A 24995-nucleotide genomic window follows, 5' to 3' on the forward strand; every position below is an offset into this window, starting at 1 on the left:
GATCGCCTTGACCACCGATTCTTCCAATCATGCCGAGGCCCGCACGCCGACGCTGGCCCGCACCGCGTTGGCCCGCGGCGTGATGTTCTTCGCGATGTGGGTGGTGCTGATGCCGAGCGCGAAGCCCGGTGATCTCGCCATCGGGCTGATTTCCACCATCGCCGCGACGTGGACGAGCGTGCGCCTTCTGCCGCGCGAGGCGGGGCATGTGCGCTTCCGCTCGCTGCTGGCGTTCGTCCCGCACTTCCTCTGGCAGTCGGTGCTGGCGGGCGTGGATGTGGGGCGCCGCGCACTCGATCCGCGCATGCCCCTGAACCCGGGCTTCGTGGACTGCCCGGTGAACTTCCCGCCGGGGCTTGCGCGCAACGAGTTCGCCTCGATCATGAGCCTCATGCCGGGTTCGGTGCCGGTCGGCGAATCGGAGCACGCGATCGTCTTCCACTGCCTCGATATCACCCAGCCGCTCGCGCAGCAGATGGCGCAAGAGGAAAAGCTGCTCACGGGCGCGCTGGTGACAGGGGAGCGCCATGGATGACTTCCTTCTCGGCGCTTCCTCCTTTGTCTTCCTGATGGTGGCCGCGGGGCTCGTCTGCGTCCTGCGCGGCCCGGGCAACGTCGACCGCATGATGGCGGCGCAGCTTTTCGGGACAGGCGGGATCGCGGCGATGCTGCTGCTGGGTGCGCTGCACGACATGGAGTCCGTGATCAATGTGGTGTTGACGCTGTCGATCCTTGCGGCCTTCAGCGCGATCGCGTTCGTGAAGGCAGGGTCCTCGCTCGTCGACCAAGATGCCGATGAGGGTGACAAGCCATGAGCGCAGTCGCCGACATCTTCACCATCGTCGCCATCTCGGCGGGTGCATTCTTCTTCCTTGCCGGCGTGGTCGGCCTGTTGCGCTTCCCGGATTCGTACACGCGGCTGCATGCGCTGACCAAGGCCGACAACCTGGGCTTGGGTCTCGTGGTGCTGGGCCTGCTCCCGCAAGTCGGCAGCGTGCTGCTGGGGCTCAAGCTGATCTTCATCTGGTTCCTGGTCTTGCTGGCGTCTGCGGTCTCGTCGCAGTTGATCGCACGTGCGATTCGACGCGGTGAGCGAAGCGGCGCTTCAGGGTCGGCCACGCCGCGGGAGGTATCGCGATGAGCTTGACGTTGAATGTCGCGCTGGTGCTGCTCTTTCTCGGGCTCGCGACCTGGACTGTCTTCGTGCGCGACACGTTCTCGGCGGTCGCCGGATTCATTCCCTATGGACTTTTGCTCACCGCGGTGTGGCTGCGGCTGTCGGCGATCGACGTGGCCATGACCGAGGCTGCGATCGGTGCGGGTCTGACCGGTGCGCTGCTGGTCGGCGCGGCGGCCCGGCTGCGCGCGACCGAAGCACAGTCCGTCGCCCAGCGGCCCGGGGTGCTGACGCGCGTGGTGGCGGCCATCGTTTCCGTCGCGGTGGCGGCCGTGATCGCTGCCTGCGTGCTGCTGCTGCCCGACCCTGCGCCGACGCTCGCGCAAGCGGTGGCGGACAACATCGCGTCCACCGGTGTCGGCAACCCGATCACCGCGGTGCTGCTCTCGTTCCGCGCCATGGACACCCTGCTGGAGGCCGTCGTGCTGCTGTTCGCGCTGATCGGCGTGTGGTCGCTCGCGCCCGACCGGGCCTGGGGCGGACGGCCGGGGGCGGCGCCGGTGTCTGATCCCAACGGCATCCTTGCCTACTTCGCGCGCGTGCTGCCACCGATCGGCATCGTCATCGCCGTCTACATCCTGTGGGTGGGCGCGGACAACCCGGGCGGCAAGTTCCAGGGCGCGACGATCCTGGCCGCGATGTGGCTGCTGGTGATGATGGCGGGCCTCGCCGATGCGCCGCCGGTGAGCGGCACGTCGCTGCGCATCGGGCTCGCCATCGGGCCCGTGGTGTTCATCCTCATCGGCCTGGCAGGCGTCGGCGCGGCCGGTGCGTTCCTTGCCTATCCAGAGGGCTACGCGAAGCCGTGGATTCTCGTGGTCGAGTTCGCACTGCTGCCTTCCCTTGCGCTCACGCTGGGCTTGCTGCTCGCGGGCGCACCGCAAAGGGCGGAGCCGAAATGAACGCGCCCACGCTCTTCGGACTTTGCGCGGCGGTGCTCGTCGGCCTCGGGCTTTACGGCCTGATCGTGAGCCCGCAACCGCTGCGCAAGATCCTGTCGTTCAACCTGATCGGCAACGGCATCTTCCTGGTGTGCGCTGTCATCGCGCGCCGGGGAGCGGGTGCCGGGATGGGCGGCGATCCGGTGCCGCAGGCCCTGCTGATCACCGCCATCGTCGTCGCCTTCGCGGCTTCCGCGCTGGCCGTCGCATTGCTGCTGCGGTTGTTCGAGGAGACCGGCTCGGCAACGCTGATCGTCGAGCCGCCCAGGCCCGAGGCGACAGATGCCCTTGGGGGGCACTAGGTGCCGGTTTCCGCCCCGATGGACCTGACCACACCGGGCGGCCTGCTGCTCGTGCTGGCCGTGCTCGTACCCTTCGTGGGCGTGCTGGTCGGGCTCGTGCTCGGCGGCCGCCATGCGCAACGGGTGGCCATGGCGACGCTTCTCATCGGGCTCGGCATCGCCATCGCCATTGCCGACGCGCTCGTGGAATCGGGCGGCGCGCTGGTGTATCTCCTCGGCGGCTGGGTGCCGCCGCTCGGCGTGGCGCTGCGGGCGGACGGCTTGTCGGTGGTGATGCTGGTCGCTGTGGCGGTGGTGATCGGCGTCATCGGCATCTATGCGCGCGGCGATTTCGGCACGCCGGCCGGCGTGCGAGAGGCACGGGCGCCGTTCATGTTCTGGTTGCTGCTGCTGGCGGTCTGGGGCTCGCTCAACCTCGTCTTCGTGAGCGGCGACGTGTTCACGCTTTATGTCGCGCTCGAATTGCTGACTTTCGCCGGCGTTCCGCTGGTCAGTCTCGACGGGCGCGGCGAAACCTTGCAATCGGCGCTGCGCTATCTGCTGTTCGCGTTGCTCGGTTCGATGTTCTACCTGCTGGGCGCCTTTCTGCTCTACGGCGCCTACGGCACGATGGACATGGCGCTGCTGGCGGCGCAGATCCGGCCCGAGCCCATCGCCTGGTCGGCGGCCGCGCTGATGACGGTCGGGCTGCTCGCAAAAACCGCGCTCTTTCCGTTGCACCTGTGGTTGCCGCCCGCGCATGCCGGCGCGCCGGCCGCGGCCAGCGCGGTGCTTTCCGCACTGGTGATCAAGGGCGCATGGTTTCTCGTGGTGCGCCTGTGGCTCGACGTGTTCGCGGATGTCCTGACGCTGCCCTCGACGCAGTTGCTCGCGGCGCTCGGCGCTGCGGCGATCCTGGTCGGCAATGTCGTCGCGCTGCGGCAGGCGCGGCTGAAGCTGTTGATCGCGTATTCGACGGTCGCGCAGATCGGCTATCTGTTCCTGATGTTCCCGCTCGTCGCCGGATTGGAGGCTGCGCAGATCGACAGCGCATCGGCCGTGTCCGGCGGCATGCTCCAGGCCATCTCCCATGCGACCGCGAAGGCCGCGATGTTCATGGCGGCGGGATTGATCTATTCCACGCTGGGGCACGACCGCGTTGCGGACCTGCGCGGCGTTGGCCGTGCATTGCCGATGACGCTGCTCGCGTTCGCGCTCGGCGGCGCGTCGCTGATCGGCCTGCCCCCGTCGGGCGGCTTCCTCGCCAAGTGGCTGCTGCTCTCTGCCGCGATCGCGACGGCGCAATGGTGGTGGGTGCTCGTGATGCTCATCGGCGGGCTGCTCACCAGCGCCTACGTGTTCATGGTGGTCGTGCGCGCCATGGCGCCCGCGGAGCCCGGCTGGACGCCGAAGAAGTCCGTCCCGCGCTACCAGCAGGTGGCCGTGCTGGTGCTGGCACTGTGCTCGTTCCTGCTGGGTGCCGCTGCGTTGTGTCCGATCGACGTGGCGCAGATCGGCCGCCCGGCGCTGTTGCCGACGGGGGCGCGATGATCATCGGTTCCGCGACCTTCCTCGCGATCCTGCTCGGCGTGCAGGTCATGGTGCCGCTGGCGATCGGTGTTCCGCTCGTGCTGTTGATCGCCTGCGCCTGGAAGCCGCTGCGGCGCCGCATGCCGAGCTTGTTCGTGTTCGCGCCCATCCCGGCGCTCCTGGCGGCCTTGTTCGACAACGATGGAACGAGCCTCGTGGTGGGCAATGCAGGCTTCGCGCTCAGCTTCGCTGTCGATGCGCCTGGCGCGATGTTGCTGGGTGTTGCCGCGCTGCTGTGGATGGTCGCCGGCGTGTATGCCGCGCGCTTCCTGCGCGACAAGTCCGAGCCCGACGGCCTCGTCGTGTGCTGGCTGATGACGCTGACCGGTTGCGTCGGCGTGTTCCTCGCGGCGGACCTCATCGGCTTTTATTTCCTGCTCGCCGTGCTGAGCGTGGGCGCCAGCGGGCTCGTGCTCCAGGGTGAAGGGCCCGATGCATTGCGTGCGGGTGCGCTCTACCTCGGACTGGCCTTGCTCGCCGAAGCCTTCCTGCTCGCCGGCCTGATCCTGATGGCGAACGCGACGCCGGACGGCAGCCTGCTGATCCGCGATGCCGTGGCCGCGCTGCCCACGTCGCCGACGCGTGACCTCACGCTGACCTTGCTGCTCATCGGCCTCGGCATGAAGGCCGGCCTTGTGCCGCTGCATTTCTGGATGCCGCTGGCCTACGGCGCCGCGCCGATCCCGGCCGCCGCGGTGATGAGCGGCGCGGTGGTCAAGGCCAGCGTCATCGCGATGGTGCGCTTCCTGCCGCTGGACGTGGCGCTGCCGGACTTCGGTTATCCGCTCGCCACCGTCGGCCTGTTCGGCGCCCTGTACGGCGTGCTCATCGGCATCACGCAGTCGCGGCCCAAAGTCGTCCTTGCCTATTCGAGCGTGAGTCAGATGGGCTTCGTCGCGGCCGTGATCGGCATGGGGCTAGCCGCCGGCGATGGCAGCACACCGATGGCCGTGGCTTTCTATGCCGCGCACCATCTGCTGGTGAAGGGCGGGCTGTTCCTCGCCGTCGGCGTGATCGGTCTCACGGGGCGGCGGCATCTGTGGCCGATGCTGATACCGGCCGCGGTGATCGCGCTGGGGTTGGGTGGCCTGCCGCTGACCGGCGGTTCGCTCGCCAAGTACGCGGCCAAGGATCTGCTGGGCGACGGGCTGGCCGGCAGCATCGCGGTTGTGTCGTCGGTCGCGTCCACGCTCCTCATGATCCACTTCCTTCGTTGCCTGAGCGACAACGCGGCGCCCGATGCCGACGCACGCGCGCCCGGGGTGCTGGTCGGCGCGTGGCTGGTCATGGCGTTGGCATCGCTCGTGGTGCCGTGGATGCTGTATCTCGAATTCCCGGTCGACGCACTGCCCAAGGCCCTCGCGCCCGAGGCCTTGTGGGCAGCGCTGTGGCCGGTCCTGGTGGGTGCTGTGCTCGCCTTCGTGCTGGATCGGTCGAGACAGCTTCTCCCGCGCGTACCGGCGGGCGACATCGGCATCGCGCTGGGCGGGCTGAAGGGTGCGAGCCTGGCAGCCGCCGCGGGGTTCGAACACAGCGATACCTTCCTGCGGCGCTGGCCGATCGCCTGCATCGCCTTGCTCGTCATCACGCTGCTCTTCGTCTGGCTGCTCGCAGTCGCAGCCTGACCCTGAAAAACACTTGCATGCCCTGGCGGATCTCCTGATGCTTCAAACGATATCGATCTCCCTGTCGAACATTCCAGTGAGGAAAGCCAAATGAAGACGTTCACGCTGGCAGCGCTGGCTGCCGTCTGCTTTGCCATCGCCGGCTGCACGGTCGGCCCCAACTACGTTCGCCCCGACGTGCAGGTGCCCGCTGCATGGCGGATCGACTACCCCAAGGCCGCCGATGTCGCCAACACGAAGTGGTGGGAGCAGTTCGGCGATCCGGTGCTCAACGAGTTGATCGAGACCGCGCTGCGCCAGAACCTCGACGTGCGTGTCGCGGCGGCGCGTGTCGACCAATTCATCGGCACGCTGACTTCGGCGAAATCGCAGGCTTATCCGCAGCTCGGCTACAACGGCGGCGCGAGCCGGTCCCGCGCCAGCCGCGTGGGCCAACCGCCGGTGCCGGAGCCCGCCGATCCGTACTTCGCGCTCTACCAGGCTGCGCTCGGCGCCACCTGGCAGGTTGATCTCTTCGGCCGCGTGCGGCGCCTGAGCGAAGCGGCGCAGGCGCAGGTCTACGGCAGCGAGCAGGCGCAGCGCGGCGTCGTTCTCACGCTGGTGACGGGTGTCGCGACCAGCTACTTCGCGATGCGCGGCCTGGACCGCCAGCGCGAGATCGCGATGGCCACAGCCGCCAACTTCGGCGAAACCGCGCGGATCTTCGATCTGCGGTTCAAGTCCGGCATCGTGTCGAAGACGGAAGTGGCGCAGGTGCGCTCGCAGTACCAGCAGGCACTCGCATCGATCCCGGTCATCGAGCAGCAGATCGCCGCGGTCGAAGGCCGGATCTCGGTCCTGCTCGGGCGCGATCCGGGACCGATTCCGCGCGGCAAGACGATCGATCAGCTCGCAGTGCCGCTCATTCCCGCGGACTTGCCGTCGACCTTGCTCGAACGCCGGCCCGACATCCTGGCGGCCGAGCAGAACCTCGTGGCCGCGAACGCCAACATCGGCGCGACGCGCGCGCTGTACTACCCGACCATCTCGCTGACCGGCGCCTTCGGCTCCGTCAGCACCGCCGCCGGCAGCTTCCTGACCGGGCCAGCGACCACCTGGCAGGCCGCCGCAAGCCTGACCGGGCCGATCTTCACCTTCGGCGCCATCGAAGGGCAGGTCCAATCGGCCGAGGCACAGAAGACGCAGGCGGAACTGATCTATCAATCAGCCATCCTCAACGCCTTCCGCGACACCAACGACGCGCTCATCGGCACGCAGAAGACGATCGAAGGCGTGGCCTTCCAGACCGAGCGCGTGATTCAACTGCGCGAATTCGCGCGGCTGTCCAGGCTCAAGTTCGAAAGCGGACTGATCGGCTACCTCGAAGTGCTCGTCGCCGACACCGAACTCTTCGCGGCCGAACTCGCGCTGGTGTCGCTGACCACCGACCGCTATACGCAGGTCGTGAATGTCTATCAGGCGATGGGCGGGGGTTGGGTGGACATCGCGGATTCGATGACGCCACGGCCCGTCGGGATGGTCGAGGCGAAAGACAAGAAGCAGCCTTAGAAGGTGAGGGCGGCTGAGAGCGGGCCGCCCCAGTGCCCATGCCGCCCGGTCTGACTTCAAACAGCGCTAGGATCGGCCTTGCGCCCAATGCCGCATCCGGCATCCCGGCCTCCGTCGCATTCGTCCCGCTCGAATCGACACACCCCTCTTTCATGGATTCAAGGACCCAGCATGACCACATCCAGCTATCCCGACACGCGCCTGCTCATCGACAACGAGTGGTGCGACGCCGTCAGCGGCAAGACCCTGAACGTCGTCAATCCGGCAACCGGCAAGACCATCGGCAAGGTTGCCCATGCGGGCACGGCCGACCTGGATCGCGCGCTCGACGCGGCGCAGCGCGGCTTCGAGGCCTGGCGCAAGATCCCGGCCAACGAGCGCGCGACCACGATGCGCAAGGCTGCCGCGCTGGTGCGCGAACGCGCCGCCGACATCGCCCGCGTGCTCACGCAGGAGCAGGGCAAGCCCTTTGTCGAGGCCCGTGGCGAGGTGCTCGCCGGCGCCGACATCATCGAATGGTTCGCGGACGAAGGCCGGCGCGTCTATGGCCGCATCGTGCCTTCGCGCAACCTGGCGGCGCAGCAACTGGTCATCAAGGAGCCGCTCGGTCCGGTGGCTGCGTTCACGCCGTGGAATTTCCCGATCAACCAGATCGTGCGCAAGCTGGGCGCCGCGCTGGCGAGCGGCTGCTCCTTCCTGGTCAAGGCGCCTGAAGAAACCCCGGCATCGCCCGCCGCATTGCTCCAGGCTTTCGTCGATGCCGGCGTGCCCAAGGGTACGGTCGGCTTGGTGTTCGGTGATCCGGCCGAGATTTCGAGCTACCTCATTCCCCATCCGATCATCCGCAAGGTGACCTTCACGGGTTCGACCCCGGTGGGCAAGCAACTCGCCGCGCTGGCCGGCGCGCACATGAAGCGCGCGACCATGGAACTGGGCGGCCACGCCCCGGTGATCGTGGCCGAGGACGCCGACGTCGCGCTGGCGGTCAAGGCCGCAGGCGCCGCGAAGTTCCGCAACGCGGGGCAGGTCTGCATCTCGCCGACCCGCTTCCTGGTTCACAACAGCATCCGCGAAGAGTTCGCACGCGCGATGGTCAAGCACGCCGAAGGCCTGAAGCTGGGCGATGGCCTGACGGAAGGCACGACGCTCGGCCCGCTGGCCAATGCCCGGCGCCTGACGGCGATGGCCAAGGTGATCGACGACGCCCGCGCCACCGGCGCCAAGGTCGCGACCGGCGGCGAGCGCATCGGGACGGAGGGCAACTTCTTCGCACCCACCGTGCTGACCGATGTGTCGCTGAAGTCCGACGTATTCAACAACGAGCCTTTCGGCCCGATCGCCGCGATCCGCGGCTTCGACACGCTCGAAGAGGCAATCACCGAAGCGAACCGCCTGCCATACGGTCTGGCCGGCTACGCGTTCACCAAGTCGATCAAGAACGCGCACCTGTTGTCGCAGCACATGGAAGTGGGCATGCTGTGGATCAACCAGCCCGCGACGCCGACGCCTGAAATGCCCTTTGGCGGTGTGAAGGATTCGGGCTATGGTTCCGAGGGCGGACCCGAAGCCATGGAGGCCTATCTGGTGACCAAGGCCGTGTCGATCATGGCGGTTTGACGCCACGGGGCGGGCATGCTGCGTTGCGCACGGCGCGCAGCGTGCCTTTGCCCCGCGCAGGTCCACCTGCAAGCCGAGCTCCCGCCGTGCGGAAAGAATGCCATTCATCATGAAGCACTCGACGTTCCGCCGCCTGGCGCTCTGGCTCTTCCTTCTCTTCCTGCCGGCCGTCGCGCTGGCGCAAAGGCAGCTCGGCAGTGCCGAAGCCCTGCAGGCCAAATACGGCGCCGTGCAGTCCCAGCTTGCGCAGAACATCTTCGGACGGCCGCTGGTGCTCGAATCGGCCGAGGCATCGGGCCAGTTGAGCGGCAACATCTTCGCGGTCTTGAACCATCCCTTCAGCGAAGTGAGCGAAGCGCTCAGCCAGCCCACGGTCTGGTGCGACGTGCTGATGCTCCACCTCAATACCAAGGGCTGCACCGTGAAGTCGACGGGTGACGCGAAGACGCTGGCCGTTTTTGCGGGCCGCAAGTTCGATCAGCCCTTGTCGGAAGCCCAGCGCATCGACTTCGTCTGGCAGCCCGCGACGGTCGGGGCGGACTATCTCAGTGTCGGGTTGAGCGCGGACAAGGGGCCGCTGTCGACGCGGGACTACCGCATCGAACTGGAGGCGACCCCAACGCCGGACGGCAAGACCTTCATGCACCTCGGCTACTCGTACGCCTATGGAACCGCGGCTCGGATCGCGATGCAGGGCTATCTCAAGACGATCGGCAGCGACAAGGTCGGCTTCACGTCCACCGGCAAGGGCGCCTCGGGGCAGCCCGACTATGTCGGCGGCGTGCTCGGCGTGGTCGAGCGCAACACCATGCGCTACTACCTCGCGATCGACGCCTTCATGGAGCATCCGACGAAGGCGAAGTTGCCGGACCGGCTCGCGCTGTGGTTCGACAGCACGGAGCGTTATGCGCGGCAACTCCACGAGGTCGAGCGGGACGATTACCTGGCGATGAAGCGGAATGAATACAAACGAATGAGTACGCAGTAGCGACGGGTGCTGTTCCGGCAAAAAACACCCAGTAACACCCTTGCGTAAATTTCAGATACAGATGTATCGTCCTGTGTCTGAAAGGAGGGTGCTGTCTTGGACCTCGAATTCCATCTTCAAAAGATTCCATCGCTCAGCCCCATGGCCGCCAAGATCGCGTTGCGGACGCTGGATCGCGATCCGCGCGTTCCCACCGAATGGGTCATGGCACTGCGGCCGGCGCTGGTCGACCGCAGCGGCGAGGCCGCCTCGTTCGGTGGTACGGACTGGATGACCATCGCCGCCATCGAGCGGCCGGCCATCCGGCGTTTTGCCGAGCGCTTCGAGAGTCGTGAGCAACGCCACGCCCGGCTCTGGGTGCAGAGCCTGCGGAGCGCGTCCAAGCGGCACGAGCACGCCGACCCCGACGCGAGCGTCTTCGGCGGGCTCTAGCCGCCCGGCCGGCGCCTGCCGCTCGACGAACACTGACGCTTGTGGGATGGTCGCCCTGTCGGCAGACCATCAACGAAAGCGCCAATGAACATCCAAGACGTCAGACGCAAGGCCTTCGCCATGCCCCTCACGAACCCGGCGTTCCCGCCCGGGCCCTATCGATTCGTGCGGCGCGAATTCATGGTCGTCACCTACCGCACGGACCCGGATGCGCTGCGCGCGGTCGTGCCGGAGCCGCTCGAAGTCGTCGAGCCGCTGGTCAAGTACGAGTTCATCCGCATGCCCGATTCGACCGGCTTCGGCGACTACACCGAGTCAGGGCAGGTCATTCCGGTGCAGTTGCGAACCGACCGCGGGGTCGAGCAGGGCGCCTATGTGCACGCGATGTATTTGAACGACCACCCGCCCATTGCGGGAGGACGCGAGCTCTGGGGCTTTCCCAAGAAGCTGGCCTCGCCCGTGCTCGACTATGAGACGGATGTCGTGGTCGGCACGCTCGACTACGGCAAGGTGCGCGTGGCGAAGGCAACGATGGGCTTCAAGCACCGCACGCTGGAACCCGCACCGATCCTTGCGGCCATCGCGCAGCCGAACTTCCTGCTCAAGATCATTCCGCACGTCGACGGCACGGCCCGCATCTGCGAGCTGGTGCGCTATCACATGGTCAACGTCACGCTGCACGGTGCCTGGAGCGGCCCGGCATCGCTGGAGTTGCATCCGCACGCATTGGCGCCGGTGGCCGAACTGCCGGTGCTCAAGGTCGAATCCGCCGTGCACTACATCGCCGACATGACGCTCGCACTCGGCACCGTGGAGTTCGACTATCTCGCCTGAGCGCGGCCGCGCGCCTACTTGCCCGGCGACTTGCGTCCGCGCGATGTCCTGATGAGCTCGCTCCGGCTTTTCTGAAGATCGGCAAGCTGCTTCAGCTGGACGGGGCAATCGGCATTCGCCGCGATCAGCACGAAGGGACTGCGCCGCAGCGCGGTGACGGTCTTCTCCACATCCGCGGGTGGCCGGTTCTTGTTGACCAGGCCGGCGGCGACAGCGGCTCGCGACTGGTTGTAGAAGGCTTTTTCGAAAGCCGGGGTTCCGCAGCGCGCCGCGATCACGCGATAGTCCGCTTCCTGTTGTTCCGCGGGCACGGGCGCCGACACGGGCTGGGCGTTCGTCGTCAACGGAACGAAGATGGCGACCGCCGTCGCCGTGAGGATGGCCTCGATGCTGAAACTCGTTTTCATGCGGGGCTCCCTGCTTGCCTGCGATGTGTTGATGCTCACTTCATCCTAATGCCGCGTCGACCAGCGACACCATCTGCCAAGCGATCTATTGCGGGGCACGCGTGCATTTGTTGCGAACTGGTCACGCGCCCACACGATCGCCTGTTGCCCAACTGCCCGAACGGGCGGAGCGCGTTGCCCCGAGTACCAATGTGCGTTTCGGGGAAGGTGGCCTATTGTTCGTACCGGCGCGACTGCCGCCGCGATTCCCGGAGGCTTGCCTGACGTGCAATCGACCCGCGATGTCCCCTTGTCTGCCGACGTGGAAGCCGAGATGTTCGACGGCGGGCCGCCGCTGCGCCTGTTGCGTCTCTGGGGGCGCTTCGATCCGCATCACCGGCGCGTCGTGTTCCGATCGCTGGTCGTCGTGTGCGTGGGCTGGCTGCCGCTGATGGTGCTGGCGCTGCTTTCCTATGCGGATGGGCAGCAGGACGTCTTCCTCGCGTTCCTGCGCGACGCGTCCGTTCATGCGCGGTCGCTGGTCGTCGCCCCGATGCTGGTGCTCGCCGAAGCCGCCTGCATTCCCCGTCTCGGGGCCATCGCGCAGATCTTTCGCCAGCGAGGCATCGTTCCGGATTCACAGTCGCAGGCCTACGAAGCCGTCGTGAGGTCCATCCTCCGGCTGCGCGACTGGTGGCTGATCGAGGCGCTCGCCGTCGTGCTGGCCTATGCGCTCTCGCTTCTGGTGGTGCGCTATGTGCCGTCGTCCTTCCTGCCCGACTGGCATCACGGCAGCGCGAGCGCGCCGCTGGGTCGATCGCTGGCGAGCTGGTGGCATGCGCTGGTGAGCCTGCCGCTGGTGCTGATACTGCTGATGGGCTGGGTTTGGCGCGTATATCTCTGGGCGCTCTACCTCCGAAGGGTGTCCCGCCTGGAACTGCGGCTGGTGGCGTCGCATCCGGAAGGCGCCGCGGGGCTGATGTTCGTCAGCTATTCGCTGCGCGCCTTCTTCGTGCTCGGCATGGCCATCGGCGCGATCGCGGCGGCCACGGAGTTGGCGCACGTCCTGGCCGGCGCGCCCGGCAGGCCCGAAGCACTCGCCGGGGCAGCGCTCGGGACCGTTGTCTTTGTCCTCGTGATCTTCGTCGCGCCGCTGACGGTATTCATCGCCCCGCTGATGCGCGCCTGGGAGGGCGGGGTGGTCATCTATGGCGCGCTCGCCCAGCGCATCGGTGTGGCGCTGGAGGACAAGTGGATGCACGGCCCGCCCGCGGAAGAAACCGCCGATCCGCTCTCGACCGGCGACTTCTCGGCGGCGACCGACTTCTACCAGACAGCCAACAACGTCTACACGATGCGGATCATGCCGCTCGACCTGCGGGGCCTGCTGGCGCTCGCCGTCGCCACGGCTTTGCCGTTCAGCATCGTCGTGCTTGCGCTGGTGCCGTTCGACAAGCTGCTGCAGAAACTGATCGGCATGTTTCTTTGACTTGCCCGAAGGGGCAGACGGCATTGCCCATCAGGCCAATTTGCAGCTTCGGTGGCCACCCTCAAGATGGGCCCATCGCCGTCAGGTTCCAATTTGAAACATCAGTGTCGAATGTCCCTTGCGCCCTCCGGAACGTTTGCGTGGCCCACGGGTGCTTGACGGCATGCGGTGCCTGGGCCCAGCAAGGCGACGAGGATCTCCAGGAGAAGCTGGCCAATCCGATCGCGGACATCGATGCCCTCCGCCACCGACGACCGGCTGGGACAGGACAAATGGTCCCTCGGTCCGGCAGCGGTGGCGAGAAGCGGCAGAGCCAGCGCTGGACGGTGCCCCTGGGTGTCTCTTATTCGCTGCTGGTGAAGCCGGAGTCCTTCGTACCGATGGATTTTGTTGTCGGCGCGGGCTACAACGTCATCCGGCCTGACAACGCATCGGACTGGTTCGTGCGCTTCCAGGTGAACTTCATTCTTCCCAAATAAGGACAAGGAGGGCCACCATGCAAGGTATCCGCACAATGAGGCTTCTGGCGTTCGCCGCGGCCATGCTGGCGACGGCTGTCGCCGGAGCGCAGCCGTTTCAGCGCTACAACGCGATGCGCGACACGCCGATCACGAGGTTCAAGCAAGCCGACATCGACCTGATGACCCAGGCCGTCAATCGTGCCTTGGAGAGCGGCGAAGATGGCGTCACGGTCACATGGGAACACGCCGGCACGTCCAATAGCGGCAGCGTCACGCCCGCCAAGGACCCCAAGGGGCGCCCGGGGTGCAGGATGGCGCGCGTCGAAAACAAGGCGGGATCGCTGCAGAACGCCGGGGACTTCATCTTCTGCCGGAACAAGAACAAGAACGACAAGGCGGTGCCGTGGCAGTTGGTCAGTCCTTGGTCTCCCAACTAGGGCCTGTTAACAGGCCCTAGCCCGATTCAGCTTCACAAGGAGTCTTCTGCATGAACAAGCGCATTCTCGGTCTTGCATTGGCGTTGTCGGCGACCCTGGCCGTTCCTGCGTGGTCGCAGGACAAGCTCGCGGTTCCGGCGTCCGATGAAGGGGCGGCCGTGATCGGCAGGGAGCCCGGCGAGGCGATGGCGGCAAGCGTGCGCGTGCGCACAGCCACCATCAAGGCCATCGACCCGGCGACGCGCGACGTCACGCTGTCGCGGCCCAACGGCCCGGACGTCGTGATCCATGCCAGCGAAGCGGTGAAGAACTTCGACCAGTTGAAGGTCGGCGATCGCGTGACGCTGAAACAGGGTGAAGCGCTCTTGATCGGTCTCCGGAAGGTGGCGGGTGGTATCCGCGAACGCACCGATTGGGTGGAGGTGCACGTGGCGCAGCCCGGCGACCGGCCCGGGGTCGTGGTGAGGCACCGGATCCAGGCGGTTGCGAACGTGACGGCGATCGACCGGAAGACGGGAAAGGTCACGCTGCGCGGCGTGAGGGAAACCCGGAAGTTCGACGTCAACGATCCGAAGCTTCTCGCTTCGCTGAAGGTGGGCGACCAGGTGGAGGCGACGCTGCTCCAGGGCGAAGCGCTCGTTGTCCAGCCGGCGAGCGCCCTCTGAAAGCCGTCGTTCCGGGAGCCATCTCATGAACCTGCGAACTGTCTTGTTGCTGCGGGGGGCCATCAGCGTGCTCTTCGGGGCGTATCTGATGTTCGTGATGCCGGCCGCGGACCAGCAGACCGGTCACAACGGCTACTTCGCGCTGCTCGATGGCGTGCTGGGCCTGACGCTCTGGTTTGCGCTGTCGAAGGATCCCGCGGGCCGGTGGCTGTCGGGGCTCGCATTCGCGGACGGGGCCATGCGGCTCGTCACCGGCGTGGTGACTTTCATCGCCCCGAACATCCAGTCGCGAGTACTGGGCGCCGTCGTCTACCTGGGCGCGATCGTCGTCGCGTGCATCGTCCTGGGCGCGATCGGACTGATCTACGTTTCGATGAGCAAGCGGCGAGCCGTGGACGGCCGCCGTACCGGCGCATTGCCGGCTCTCATCGCGAGCGCGTGCACCTTGCTCTTCGGAGTCGCCCTGGTGCTCGGTTTCTCGACGGACGACGGTCGCCGCTCGCTCGTCGCCATGTTGACGCTGGCGCTAGGTCTGACTTACCTTGTCGCCGGCATTCGTGCGAAGCCTCTATCCACCTAAGGAGAAATCTGATGATCAAACTCTTCTCTCGCATCAGCGCAGTCGTGCTGGCCCTCTTCTTGGCGGCCTGCGCGGCGCCGGGTTCCCAGGCTCCAGGATCGATGGAGATACGCCAGGGCGTGATCGAACAGATCACGCCGATGGACCTTCAGAGTTCGCAGCACACGGGCGTGGGCGCGGTCGTCGGCGGTCTCACTGGTGTGGGCCTCGGCAGCCTGATCGGCGGAGGAACGGGCCGCGACGTTGCAATGGTCGCAGGTGCGATCGGCGGCGCGATCGCCGGGAACGAGATCGCGAAGCGCTACGACCGCCCGACGCCGGGCCAGCAGATCGTCGTGCGGGTGAAGAGCGGCGTGCTGGTCTCGGTGAGCCAGCCCGTCAATCCCGCCTTGCGCATGGGGCAGGCTGTCTACATCGAGGGCAGCGGCGAGAACGCGCGCGTGTTGCCGCGCTGAGCTGAGACTTACATGAAGGGCAGCGTGAGGGAGACGGAAACGCCGTTGCCCTTGGGCCGGTTCTTTGCCTCGACGTCGTAGACCCAGCGCGCGGAGAACGCCGCGGGCTGGTTGCCGATCTTTCCGCCCCAGGTCACGATCGGCCCCAGGCCGATCGAGTGACCCTTGAAGCCGTTGAGCTTGTCGGCGGTCGGTCCGGTGTCGTCCTGGAACTGCTCGATCCAGCCGCCGACCACGCCGAGGTGCCATTGCGGCGCGACGGTGGTCGTCCACATGGCGTCGATGCGGAAGACCGAGCCGTTCTTGTAGTCGGTGGCCGTGTTGCGTGTGTAGATGTCGATGGCTGCGAGGGCAGTGAACTCGCCGCCGCCCTTGAGAAGCTGCGTGTAGGCAATGGTCGGCGAGAAGGTCCAGGTGTTCTGGCCTGCGTTGGCCAGGCGATCCGGGTTGTAGGCGCCGGTCGGTGCGTAGATCGGCAGCGAGAGCGCCATGTGCTCCGTCTCGCTGAAGTGGTAGCCGGCCACGATCGGGTTGATCAGGATGTCGGCGAACTGCGTGCCGCTGTCGGTGCTGCTCAGCCCCGGCCGAAGGTTGCTCGATACGCCGAGCTCGACCTTGGTGTATTGCACCGGCAGGCCGATGGCCGAAGCGAAATTCCATTGGCCCGGACCCGTGTTCCAGACGTAGGTCAGGTTGGCGATGTTGTAGCCGGCCGTGACGTCCACGCCGGCGCTGATGACCCGGCCGATCGAGACCTGGCGCGAGCCGTCGATGTCGCCGCTGAAGTAGATGCTGGCGAGCGTCAGCGCGAAGCCCGGCGTCGGCGGCACGATCCCCGCGTCGGAAGTCACCTGCTGGCCCGTGATGGGGCGACCGATCCCGCCTTCGGTCGCCGCGGCGCCGAGCGGCGCCAGCATCATGGTCGCCAGCAGGGGCCGGCGGAGAAATCGCGTCACCATCGTTCTTCCTTTCACGCTGCTTTTTCTTCTCGAACGATGCAGCGAAAACCGAGGTGGCTGGTCGCGGTGTCGATCGGCTGTCCCATGCGCGCGGCAGGGCGATATCGGTGGCAGTAGTTCGGCGCGCAGAGGTGCGAGCCCCCCTTCATCACGCGCCGGGGAATGCGGAGTTGCGGCGTGCGCGGGTCGTAGCTCTCGTCCATCTTGCCGCCGCGCGGGTTGTCGAGCGTGCAGCAGGCGTGGGTGATCTTCTCGTGTTCCTGGTACCAGTCGATGGTCCATTCCCAGACGTTGCCGGCCATCTCGTACAGGCCGTAGCCATTGGGCGGGAACGAGCCCACCGGCGCGGTCCATTCGTAGCCGTCTTCCAGCAGGTTCTGCCACGGGAACTCGCCCTGCCAGGTGTTGGCCATGGACTTCCCGTCCGGCTTGAACTCGTCGCCCCAGCAGTATTCCTTGCCCTCCAGGCCGCCGCGAGCGGCGTATTCCCATTCCGCTTCGGTGGGGAGTTCCTTGCCGACCCACTTCGCATAGGCCTCGGCATCCTCGAAGGCGACGTGCACCACGGGGTGCGCCCACAGGCCCTGCAGCGAACTGCCGGGGCCGCGCGGATGGCGCCAGTTGGCGCCTGGCTGGTAGGTCCACCAGTTGTGCGGATTACGCAGGTCGACCGGTCCGGCGGTCTTGCGGAACACGACGGAAGAGGGCACGAGCATCGCCGGGTCCGCGCCGGGATAGTCGTCCGGGTTGGCCGGGCGCTCGGCGAGGGTGACGTGGCCCGTCGCCTCGACGAAGCGCTTGAACTCGGCGTTGGTGGCCGTATGGGCATCCATCCAGAAGCCCTTGACCGCAACCTTGTGCGTCGGGGCTTCTTCCGGATAGTGGCGGTCCGATCCCATGAGGAAGGCGCCATCGGGGATCCAGACCATGCCGGCGCGAGTGGGAGTGTTCACGAAGCGATGATGGAATGCCCTGGGGTCATTGCCCATCGGGCCAACGGGCAGCGCGTGTTGCCCTTTGGGGCAATCGGGTCGCGCGGGGCGCTTCACTGGCTGCCGGCACGTCCTGCCCCGACGCGGGCTTCCGGATGGCTTCCCTGATCTTCAGGACGTCGTCGCGGATGTCGGCAAGGATGTTCTTGAGTTCGTCGGCGGGCAGCGGCGTTTGCTTCCACAGCAGGGTGCCGGCGTCGACGTTCGCCAGGATGGCGCTGAGCGGCTGGCTGATTTCGCTGGTGATCGCTGTCGTCGGTGCATCGATGCCGCCGGCGGAACCCGTGCGTTGCCTCGCGGCGGCCTTGCCCAGCGGCTTGCGCCGACCGGACCGGACCATCGTGAACATCAGCATGACGAGGGCGGATGCCGCGATGCCCGCGGCGGGCTTGGCCGGCATGAACATGAAGATGACGCCGGGCGTGTTCGATGCGTCAGGCACCGACGCGGCCCAGTTGCCTGCCGGGTGCGCCCAACTGGCCGACGGCGCGCACGAGATCGGCCAGCGAAGTCACTTCCATTTTTTCCATGACGTGCGCACGATGGGCCTTGACGGTCCGTTCCGCGGCGCCGAGTTCGGCGCCGATCTGCTTGTTCAGGGCACCGTTGACGACCATGTCGAGCACTTGCCGCTCGCGGGGGCTGAGTCGCGAGTAGCGGTTCTGCAGATCGTTCAGGCGCCTGCGCGCCTGGCGCCGCGTGGCGTCTTCGGCCACGGCCTTGTTCACGGCCGACAACAGGGCATCGCCGTCCACTGGCTTGAAGAGGAAGTCGGCCGCGCCGGCCTTCATGGCGCGCAAGGTCTCGTGCACGGTGGCCTCGGCGGTCACGAAGATGACGGGCAGCGGCTCCGGTTGCGTGGCGATCATTTCCTGGAGGTCGAGCCCGCTCGGTCCGGGCATGTGGATGTCGAGCACCAGGCAACCGGGCGATGGTCCGATGCCTTCGAGCAGCATGGCGCCGACCGAGCTGTATTCCGCGACGCGATACCCGGCTGCTCGTAGCAGGCGCTGGACGGCGCGTCGGAACGACACGTCGTCGTCGATCAGGCGGACGATCGGTGATTCATCCACGGGATTCAGGTCGGTCAGTTCACTCATTCCACATCTCCGGGGCCACCGTCTGCCGGTGGCTGTTCAAGGTTTGGGGTGCTGATTCAGCGAGAACCGAGGTGCATTGAACATGGAGGCAAGGGGCATGGCAACCTGCCCTTTGGTGTAAGGGGCTTGAAAAATTAACCTGTTTGTTTTCAGAATGGAAGTTTTTTTCTCTTCAGCCGCCAAATAGCGATGCGGGCAAGCCGGCGGTGTCAAGCCGAACGAAGAAGAGCCCACCGGCTTGCGGTTCGGCTTCACGTTGCGCAGGCGTGAGGCCGCTGGTGGCGCTGGTGATGTAGAGGGTGCTCAGGTCCGGTCCGCCGAACGCGCAGTCGGTGATGTGGCTGGTCGGCAACGGGATGCGGCAGAGTTCGGCGGCGCTGGACGGGTCATGGCAGGTGACACAGGCGCCGCCCCAGTGGGCGATCCAGAGTCGGCCGGCGGCGTCCGTGGTCATGCCGTCGGGGTAGCCTTCGTCGCGCGCGAAGCGATGCCACTGGCGCTTGTTGGTGAGGGTGCCGGTCGCTGCGTCGAAGTCGTAGGCAAGGATGCGGGCGGTGACGGTGTCGTTGAAGTACATGGTCTGTCCGTCCAGCGACCAGGTAGGGCCGTTGGTCACGGCGAAGCCTTGGTCATGGCGGCTGCAGCTTCCATCCGGGTCGAAGCGATAGAGCGAACCGGTGGGCGCTTCGCAGGCGGCGTCCATGGTGCCGCCCCAGAAGCGGCCTTGCAGGTCGCATTTGCCGTCGTTGAAGCGATTGGCGGTGAGTTCGGGCTCCGGCTGGTGAAGGTACTTGGGCTGCGTATCGGGCGCAGCCGGGTCGAAGAAAGCGAAGCCTCTGCGGAGGGTGACGATCAAGCCGGGCGCCGAAGCGCGTTCGGAGACGGCGGAGATCTCTTCGTCGAACTGCCAGCTTGCGCGGGCGTCGGTGACGGGGTCGAGGCGGTACAGGCGGCGTTCGAGGATGTCGACCCAGTACAGCGCCTGCTCTCGCTGCGACCACAGGGTGCCTTCGCCAAGGGTGGCACCAGCGGGCCAGATGCAGCGTGGGGCTTCGAGGATTTTTGGCATGGATGTCTCCTTTTGTGACCAGCGCGGTCGTTGATTGGGCGGATCGTAGCGCGGGTGTGGAAGGCGGAGGCGCTCGGTTTTGGAGGGAGCTATGTTGGATTTGCAATGTCTTCGCGCGTTTTTTGGGGTCCGCCCGGTATGCGGTGCGGGCTGTGCGACCCCGCTGCGCCGGCCCTTCGGGCTTCCCTGCAGTGCTCGCCTCAGGCGGGGTCCGCGTGAAACTCGCTTCGCTCAAACACACGCGGCCCTGATCCGCCTGAGGCTGCGCGCTTCGGCGGCGCAGAAGGGTCGCACAGCCCGCACCGCATACCGGGCTCCGTGGGTGTGCGACGGATGCGTGCGTCTCGAATGCCGACAGCCTGCGCGCCGATCACGACGACGCGGGTGCGGATTGGATCGCCGAGTGGGCGATCTGCCTTCGGCGTTCGACTTCCGAATCGACGACCGCATGCAGCGCCGTCAATTCGGAGCGGGTGAAGTAGCGCTGGCTTTCGCGTACGTCCTCCATGTGCACGAGCAAGCAGTGGACGCATGAGGCGGCGCGATATGCCTCTTGCAATGCGTCGAGGGCGTCCGTGACTTGCATAGCCGAAGCGGTGGGGCCAAAGGAAGATGCGGTTGGGGGCGCGCGAGCGCGCAAGTAGGGTGCGCCATTGAATGGGGCAAGATGCGGCCAACTCCGCACTTTCCGACCTCGGTCAGAATTTCGCTCCGAACCACTCTTCTTTCCTACGCGGCATGAGCCCTTGGTTATCGGTCCGCCAGCACTTCCTCATGACACGGGGCACAAAACGGTGAAGCTGGCCGAGGAACTCCCCGAAGTGTTCGAGCGCTTCGGCCGTGTGTCAGCCCGCCGCATGTTCGGAGGCCACGGCATCTTCCACGAGGGGCGCATGTTCGGCCTGGTGAGCGGCGAGCGCCTGTACCTCAAGACCGACGAGGAGAGCCGAGCGAAGTTTGAGGCGAAGGGGCTCGCGCCCTTCGAGTACATGCGCTCGGGCAAGCTGACGCCGACCTCGTACGTGGAAGCGCCGCCCGAAATCTACGAAGACCGCGAGGAAGCGGCGCGCTGGGCCCGCCTGGCCTGGGAGGCCGTCCTGCGCAAGGGCGGCGCGGCCGCGCGACAGAAGCCGGCTGCCGGGAAGATGGCGGCGACGAAGGTGCCTCAGAAGAAGCCGGCCGCGAAGAAGGCGTCAGTGGGGAAGGTCGCCACGAAGAAGCGCTCCGGCGCAAACCGCTGACCCGCTGTGCCTGCTGCTCAGGTGTTTGGGGCAAGACTGACCATCGTCTGTCGTGTGGCAAAGTTCGGCCAGAACCCGACATTCGCTGAAGCGGGGCTATTCGCCACATAGCAGACCTTCTGCCCCAAGGCCGCGCAACTGTCGGCAGACGCCACACGACCCTGAGGCCGAGTCAGGGCGGCAACAGAGCCCGCCGGGCGGCTGCGACGAGTTGCTTGGTCAAACTATCAAGAAGCGCTGAGGCGGCACGGGCATGCTGCCAGTGCAGGGGGACGTCCAGTGGCGTTTTCGGCACTAGCTCGACGAGCGACCCGTCTTTCAAGTGCGGCGCAATCAACGCCTGCGGGTGGAGGCCCCACCCCATGCCGGCCAAGGTCGCGGTCACGAACGCCTGGGTAGACGGAAGGATGTGCCGGGGTAGTTCCACGTGCCGATGGCACAGGCGCTGTGCCCACTGGGCCTGCAACTCATCCTTTGCGTTGAACACGAGGCTGGGGGCGCAGGCCAGACTACCCGCTCCGACGCCGTCAGCGAAATGACGGGCCATGAATTGCGGACTGGCAGCGGGTAAATAGCGCATCGAGCCCAATGGTCGACTGTTGCATCCGGCGGGGGCACGGCTACTGCCGGTGACGGCGCCCAGCACTGCGCCGCTGCGCAGCCATTCGGCGGTGTGGTCTTGGTCATCTACCGCAATCTCCATGAGAACCGGCGCTGCTGCCGCGAACTCGGCGACGGCCGGAGCAAACCATGTCGCCAGACTGTCGGCATTGACCGCGACGGGTAGAGGCACCCGGGCAATCCCCTCCGGTGCCAGCGACGGAACGGCTCCTTCAAGGGCTTGCTCCAGCAGGCGAACGCGGTCCACGTGCTGGCATAGGCGTCGGCCGATTTCGGTCGCGCGGCACGGTTGTTCACGCACTACCAACGCGCAACCGATACGTTCCTCCAACAGCCGAATGCGCTGCGAGACGGCCGATGGCGTCACGTTCAAGGCGCGGGCTGCGCGCTCGAAGCTTCCTTCTCGCACGACTGCAGAGAGAGCGGAGAGCGCCGAATAGTCCAACATGGCGTAAGTATCCCTAAAGTGGCCTTAGCAAAGATAGTTTGTCTTCATCGTGGCGCCCGGGCAAGCTTCGCCCATGCTGAACTTTTCAGATTCCGCTTCGCTCGCGCTTCCGGTCTTCATGCAGGGCCTCGCCCTGAGTTTGGGGCTCATCGTCGCCATAGGCGCTCAGAACGCCTTCGTGCTGCGCCAGGGGCTGCGCCGCGAGCATGTGGGAACCGTTGTGTTGTTCTGCGCGGTGGCAGACGGGGCGCTGATTGCCGCGGGTGTCCTGGGCATGGCGCAGGCCTTGGGTGGGCGTCCCGGGCTGGCACGCGCGCTGGCACTGGCTGGCGCCGTTTTCCTGGCTGCGTATGGGGTCCAGGCGCTGCGCCGAGCACGCACACCCCAGCAACTGCGGGCAGCGGAAGGGAATGCGGTCCTCGGCCGGGGTGCGGCCGTGGCGCAAGCCGCAGCTTTCACTCTGCTCAATCCGCATGTCTACCTGGACACCCTGCTTCTGGTGGGCAGCATTGGGGCACAGCAGCCCGGCGCGCTGCGTGGGTGGTTCGTCGCCGGCGCGACCACGGCCAGCATGCTTTGGTTTGGACTTCTTGGCTATGGCGCGCACTGGCTCGCACCCTTGTTTGCTCGTCCGCGAGCCTGGCAGATGCTGGACGGTCTGGTTGGCCTGACCATGATGATGTTGGCTGCGCTATTAGTGGGTCGCGTCGTCACAGGCTTCTGACGTCAGAATTCAACTTCTCTTCTGTGAAATGCCATGTACGTTTCTAAGCATCACCAGCTGACAAATCAGGAAGCCATCTTCTCGCTCATGGAGTCCCATCCCCTTGGGGCGTGGGTCTGCCAGGTCGGCGGTGCCCTTGACGCCAACCATGTTCCATTCTTGCTGGATAGAAGCAGAGGGCCGCTAGGCGCCCTGATTGGCCACGTTTCTCGAGCCAACCGCATCTGGCGCGAGCTAGATGCCCACACCTCGTCGTTGGTGATGTTCCAGGGGCCGCAGGCATACGTCACGCCGGGGTGGTATCCGAGCAAGGTGGAGCACGGGATGGTCGTGCCCACCTGGAACTATGCAGTCGTCCACGCGCACGGCGTTGCGCGCGCTGTTCATGAGCGCGGGTGGCTACTGCATATGTTGAACAGGCTCACTGGTGCTCAGGAGGCTAGGCAGGAGGCACCGTGGCGCATTGACGACGCCCCCGCTTCGTACATCGACAAGTTGATGGGCGCCATCGTCGGAATCGAGATTCCGATTGACAGGCTTGAGGGAAAACTCAAGGCGAGCCAAGACGAAGCCTTGCAGGATAGGCGCGGCACAGTAGCGGCCTTGCAAAACAGCGCGCGTGAGGAAGAACGAGCGATGGCAAATCTGGTCGAGATGGCCATGGACGCCGACCCATCCGAGGGGCGTTGAGCGCGCCTTCGACGCGGACGCCGCGAACGACACTCGGCGAGGGCCTCGAATGTCTGCTTCCGAGAAGGTGCTACTTCCGCTTCGGGCCCGAAGCGCCGGACAGCCGACAGGCTACAGTCGGCCAAAACCGGCCGTTCGTCGGCGCCGCAGAATTCACGGGACAGCAGACGCTCGACGCGAGCGTACAACGTGCAGTACGAAGTCGAGGTTGATTGGCCTGAAGCGTTTGCACACAAACTGGCGAACGATGAACAATCGGCCGCCCCCCAACGAATAGGTGCTCTTTCGAATGGCTCATCAGAGAAATCTTGTGATGTTGGCGCTACTCGCCGCTTCACAGGCCGGGATTTCCCAAGCACACGCTGCAGGCGGTCCGGATGAATTGCGACTCGCCCGTCAGTCCGTGCGGTGCTCGGTGGTGTATGGAATGGCGGCGGCCGCAAACGGCTCGTCAACCTCTCGAGCGGGCGCAATGCAAAGGGACTTGATGCGTGTTGCCCCCAAGCTCGGTGCCAGCCGCGAACAGATGGATGTGTGGCTAAGCGAGTTCGATTCGGAGTTCAGAGATGCAACCGCTCCTAGCACTGAACCTGGGAAGCGAATGCGAGACGAAGGTTTCATGCCATACCAAATCGACGTGTGCAGCAACCTCCTTACCCAATACGGCCGGGAGCTTGAACAAGCGTTGCTTCGCTAGGTGGCGTGCGCAATGAACGGCTCGACCTAGCGTCTTCGCTCGCGTACGGTTAACAGCCGTCACCGGCCATGAGCTGCCCTTCGACCTAATTCCCTACCTTGGGACGCAACGATGAAGCTTTTCGATTTGCGCGCTGATTTCGCTACCTGCTGCACGTTCAGCTTCAGCGCCGGGCAGGATATTCACGTGTGGGACGAATGCTTCGACGGAACGCCGCGCGGGACGTCCGTTCCTGGCGTTGAGGCAGTGAGGGGCGACGAAAGGAGTGACGGGCCTCTCCCGGACTTCACGGACTTCGCCCTCCGACCCATCCCAGCCTTCTCTGAGCGCGCAATTGACGCCTTGGGAGAGCTGCTGAGCGCACATGGCGAATTCGTTCCAATCGCGGTGCCAGAACCGATGCGCTACTTCGCTTTCAACGCGACGACTGTCGTGGATGCGCTGGACGAGGAGCGGTCAGAAATCTCCCGCTTCAAGAGCAGCGGCCGCATCTGGAAGGTGGACCGACACGTGCTCAAGCAATCGGTCGTCGACCTGCCTCCGATATTCAAGATGCCCCAAACGAGGGTAGGTCAGACCTACGTCAACGAGACGTTTGTTGCAGACGTTGAGCGCCTGCGGTTGAAAGGATTTCGCTTCGACTTGCTCACGTAGACGGGCGCCATAGGCTTCGATGAAAGGCCGCTTTGGAGGGCGGCGAACGTCTCTTTCGGGCCCGAACCGGAAGTTCCGCCGGACAAGCCCACCTCCTCGACGTCGACAGCCTGCCCACAACAAGAGCGGTAGCGGCGGACAGTTCACCCCCACCCTTTCCGCGGAGGCGGGCGGTGTGCGCTGGGCCGGCCGTTGAGGCACCGCCGAGCAGCGCAGCGGTACGCGGATCAGGGCTGCGCGTGTTTGAGCGAAGCGAGTTTCGCGCGGACCCCGCGTACCGTGAGCAGCGCAGGG

The 24995-nt window shown here is 65.9% G+C and carries 30 protein-coding genes; 22 read left to right on the forward strand and 8 right to left on the reverse strand.

Going from position 1 to position 24995, the window contains the following annotated elements; translation table 11 throughout:
- Nucleotides 1–7 precede the first annotated feature (7 nt).
- From AC1DHL_RS24870 to AC1DHL_RS24925, 12 genes are all read left to right on the forward strand, one after another.
- Nucleotides 8–535: a Na+/H+ antiporter subunit E gene (locus AC1DHL_RS24870; protein WP_478163706.1), complete on the forward strand. Its 528-nt coding sequence runs from the start codon at nucleotides 8–10 to the stop codon at nucleotides 533–535.
- A complete protein-coding gene (locus AC1DHL_RS24875; protein ID WP_478098072.1) occupies nucleotides 528–815 on the forward strand; it encodes an MrpF/PhaF family protein in 288 nt (95 codons plus the stop codon). Before AC1DHL_RS24870 ends, AC1DHL_RS24875 begins: the two co-directional genes overlap by 8 nt.
- A complete protein-coding gene (locus AC1DHL_RS24880; protein WP_478163707.1) occupies nucleotides 812–1141 on the forward strand; it encodes a cation:proton antiporter in 330 nt (109 codons plus the stop codon). The genes AC1DHL_RS24875 and AC1DHL_RS24880 overlap by 4 nt, the downstream gene beginning before the upstream one ends.
- Nucleotides 1138–2079 (forward strand): hydrogenase subunit MbhD domain-containing protein, encoded by a 942-nt coding sequence (locus AC1DHL_RS24885; RefSeq protein ID WP_478163708.1) that lies wholly within the window; start codon nucleotides 1138–1140, stop codon nucleotides 2077–2079. The genes AC1DHL_RS24880 and AC1DHL_RS24885 overlap by 4 nt, the downstream gene beginning before the upstream one ends.
- A complete protein-coding gene (locus AC1DHL_RS24890) occupies nucleotides 2076–2420 on the forward strand; it encodes an NADH-quinone oxidoreductase subunit K (RefSeq protein ID WP_478163709.1) in 345 nt (114 codons plus the stop codon). Before AC1DHL_RS24885 ends, AC1DHL_RS24890 begins: the two co-directional genes overlap by 4 nt.
- A complete protein-coding gene (locus tag AC1DHL_RS24895; RefSeq protein ID WP_478163710.1) occupies nucleotides 2421–3950 on the forward strand; it encodes a complex I subunit 5 family protein in 1530 nt (509 codons plus the stop codon). It abuts the gene before it with no gap.
- The gene (locus tag AC1DHL_RS24900) at nucleotides 3947–5614 is read left to right on the forward strand and encodes a proton-conducting transporter transmembrane domain-containing protein (RefSeq protein WP_478163711.1); all 1668 of its coding nucleotides are present in this window, start codon (nucleotides 3947–3949) and stop codon (nucleotides 5612–5614) included. Before AC1DHL_RS24895 ends, AC1DHL_RS24900 begins: the two co-directional genes overlap by 4 nt.
- A 90-nt stretch (nucleotides 5615–5704) precedes the next feature.
- Nucleotides 5705–7162 (forward strand): efflux transporter outer membrane subunit, encoded by a 1458-nt coding sequence (locus AC1DHL_RS24905; protein ID WP_478163712.1) that lies wholly within the window; start codon nucleotides 5705–5707, stop codon nucleotides 7160–7162.
- A gap of 171 nt (nucleotides 7163–7333) precedes the next feature.
- Entirely contained in the window at nucleotides 7334–8779 is a 1446-nt protein-coding gene (locus tag AC1DHL_RS24910) for an NAD-dependent succinate-semialdehyde dehydrogenase (protein WP_478098086.1), read from the forward strand.
- Between the two features lie 109 nt (nucleotides 8780–8888).
- Nucleotides 8889–9767 (forward strand): hypothetical protein, encoded by an 879-nt coding sequence (locus AC1DHL_RS24915; RefSeq protein WP_478098088.1) that lies wholly within the window; start codon nucleotides 8889–8891, stop codon nucleotides 9765–9767.
- Between the two features lie 96 nt (nucleotides 9768–9863).
- Nucleotides 9864–10199 carry a hypothetical protein gene (locus AC1DHL_RS24920; RefSeq protein WP_478098090.1) on the forward strand — a complete coding sequence of 112 codons (336 nt, stop codon included), beginning with the start codon at nucleotides 9864–9866 and terminating at the stop codon, nucleotides 10197–10199.
- A gap of 84 nt (nucleotides 10200–10283) precedes the next feature.
- Entirely contained in the window at nucleotides 10284–11033 is a 750-nt protein-coding gene (locus AC1DHL_RS24925) for an acetoacetate decarboxylase (protein WP_478098092.1), read from the forward strand.
- Nucleotides 11034–11047: 14 nt separating this feature from the next.
- Here AC1DHL_RS24925 and AC1DHL_RS24930 read toward each other — a convergent pair whose 3' ends face one another.
- The gene (locus AC1DHL_RS24930; RefSeq protein WP_478163713.1) at nucleotides 11048–11440 is read right to left on the reverse strand and encodes a hypothetical protein; all 393 of its coding nucleotides are present in this window, start codon (nucleotides 11438–11440) and stop codon (nucleotides 11048–11050) included.
- 265 nt (nucleotides 11441–11705) lie between these two features.
- On the opposite strand from AC1DHL_RS24930, the gene AC1DHL_RS24935 reads away from it, so the two are divergent.
- The 6 genes from AC1DHL_RS24935 (at nucleotide 11706) to AC1DHL_RS24960 (ending at nucleotide 15506) form a co-directional block, all read left to right on the forward strand.
- Nucleotides 11706–12908: a hypothetical protein gene (locus tag AC1DHL_RS24935; RefSeq protein ID WP_478163714.1), complete on the forward strand. Its 1203-nt coding sequence runs from the start codon at nucleotides 11706–11708 to the stop codon at nucleotides 12906–12908.
- Nucleotides 12909–13180: 272 nt separating this feature from the next.
- Entirely contained in the window at nucleotides 13181–13387 is a 207-nt protein-coding gene (locus AC1DHL_RS24940; RefSeq protein WP_478098098.1) for a hypothetical protein, read from the forward strand.
- Nucleotides 13388–13404: 17 nt separating this feature from the next.
- On the forward strand, nucleotides 13405–13806 hold the full coding sequence (locus tag AC1DHL_RS24945) for a hypothetical protein (protein WP_478098100.1): 402 nt from the start codon (nucleotides 13405–13407) through the stop codon (nucleotides 13804–13806).
- A gap of 50 nt (nucleotides 13807–13856) precedes the next feature.
- Nucleotides 13857–14471: a hypothetical protein gene (locus AC1DHL_RS24950; protein ID WP_478098102.1), complete on the forward strand. Its 615-nt coding sequence runs from the start codon at nucleotides 13857–13859 to the stop codon at nucleotides 14469–14471.
- 25 nt (nucleotides 14472–14496) lie between these two features.
- Nucleotides 14497–15051 (forward strand): hypothetical protein, encoded by a 555-nt coding sequence (locus AC1DHL_RS24955; protein ID WP_478098104.1) that lies wholly within the window; start codon nucleotides 14497–14499, stop codon nucleotides 15049–15051.
- An 11-nt stretch (nucleotides 15052–15062) separates the two neighbouring features.
- The gene (locus tag AC1DHL_RS24960; RefSeq protein ID WP_478098106.1) at nucleotides 15063–15506 is read left to right on the forward strand and encodes a glycine zipper 2TM domain-containing protein; all 444 of its coding nucleotides are present in this window, start codon (nucleotides 15063–15065) and stop codon (nucleotides 15504–15506) included.
- An 8-nt stretch (nucleotides 15507–15514) separates the two neighbouring features.
- Here AC1DHL_RS24960 and AC1DHL_RS24965 read toward each other — a convergent pair whose 3' ends face one another.
- The 6 genes from AC1DHL_RS24965 to AC1DHL_RS24990 form a co-directional block, all read right to left on the reverse strand.
- On the reverse strand, nucleotides 15515–16465 hold the full coding sequence (locus AC1DHL_RS24965; protein WP_478163715.1) for a SphA family protein: 951 nt from the start codon (nucleotides 16463–16465) through the stop codon (nucleotides 15515–15517).
- Between the two features lie 11 nt (nucleotides 16466–16476).
- The gene (locus AC1DHL_RS24970; protein ID WP_478163716.1) at nucleotides 16477–17418 is read right to left on the reverse strand and encodes a formylglycine-generating enzyme family protein; all 942 of its coding nucleotides are present in this window, start codon (nucleotides 17416–17418) and stop codon (nucleotides 16477–16479) included.
- Between the two features lie 25 nt (nucleotides 17419–17443).
- Complete coding sequence (locus AC1DHL_RS24975; RefSeq protein ID WP_478163717.1) at nucleotides 17444–17899, reverse strand: hypothetical protein; 456 nt, start codon at nucleotides 17897–17899, stop codon at nucleotides 17444–17446.
- Complete coding sequence (locus AC1DHL_RS24980; RefSeq protein ID WP_478163718.1) at nucleotides 17892–18557, reverse strand: response regulator transcription factor; 666 nt, start codon at nucleotides 18555–18557, stop codon at nucleotides 17892–17894. The genes AC1DHL_RS24975 and AC1DHL_RS24980 overlap by 8 nt, the downstream gene beginning before the upstream one ends.
- A 172-nt stretch (nucleotides 18558–18729) precedes the next feature.
- Nucleotides 18730–19626 carry an SMP-30/gluconolactonase/LRE family protein gene (locus AC1DHL_RS24985; protein ID WP_478163719.1) on the reverse strand — a complete coding sequence of 299 codons (897 nt, stop codon included), beginning with the start codon at nucleotides 19624–19626 and terminating at the stop codon, nucleotides 18730–18732.
- A 370-nt stretch (nucleotides 19627–19996) separates the two neighbouring features.
- Nucleotides 19997–20212, reverse strand: a complete 216-nt coding sequence (locus AC1DHL_RS24990; protein WP_478163720.1) for a hypothetical protein — start codon at nucleotides 20210–20212, stop codon at nucleotides 19997–19999.
- Nucleotides 20213–20447: 235 nt separating this feature from the next.
- Between AC1DHL_RS24990 and AC1DHL_RS24995 the strand changes: the two genes are divergently transcribed.
- On the forward strand, nucleotides 20448–20867 hold the full coding sequence (locus tag AC1DHL_RS24995; RefSeq protein ID WP_478098120.1) for a TfoX/Sxy family protein: 420 nt from the start codon (nucleotides 20448–20450) through the stop codon (nucleotides 20865–20867).
- 172 nt (nucleotides 20868–21039) lie between these two features.
- Here AC1DHL_RS24995 and AC1DHL_RS25000 read toward each other — a convergent pair whose 3' ends face one another.
- Nucleotides 21040–21936 carry a LysR family transcriptional regulator ArgP gene (locus AC1DHL_RS25000; RefSeq protein WP_478163721.1) on the reverse strand — a complete coding sequence of 299 codons (897 nt, stop codon included), beginning with the start codon at nucleotides 21934–21936 and terminating at the stop codon, nucleotides 21040–21042.
- A 73-nt stretch (nucleotides 21937–22009) separates the two neighbouring features.
- On the opposite strand from AC1DHL_RS25000, the gene AC1DHL_RS25005 reads away from it, so the two are divergent.
- The 3 genes from AC1DHL_RS25005 to AC1DHL_RS25015 all read left to right on the forward strand — a co-directional run bounded on the left by AC1DHL_RS25005 (nucleotide 22010) and on the right by AC1DHL_RS25015 (nucleotide 24701).
- The gene (locus AC1DHL_RS25005) at nucleotides 22010–22660 is read left to right on the forward strand and encodes a LysE/ArgO family amino acid transporter (RefSeq protein ID WP_478163722.1); all 651 of its coding nucleotides are present in this window, start codon (nucleotides 22010–22012) and stop codon (nucleotides 22658–22660) included.
- Between the two features lie 33 nt (nucleotides 22661–22693).
- Nucleotides 22694–23350, forward strand: a complete 657-nt coding sequence (locus tag AC1DHL_RS25010; protein ID WP_478163723.1) for an FMN-binding negative transcriptional regulator — start codon at nucleotides 22694–22696, stop codon at nucleotides 23348–23350.
- A gap of 808 nt (nucleotides 23351–24158) precedes the next feature.
- Nucleotides 24159–24701, forward strand: a complete 543-nt coding sequence (locus AC1DHL_RS25015) for an imm11 family protein (protein ID WP_478163724.1) — start codon at nucleotides 24159–24161, stop codon at nucleotides 24699–24701.
- Nucleotides 24702–24995 lie beyond the last annotated feature (294 nt).

This window comes from Variovorax sp. 10L426 (genome assembly GCF_056395305.1).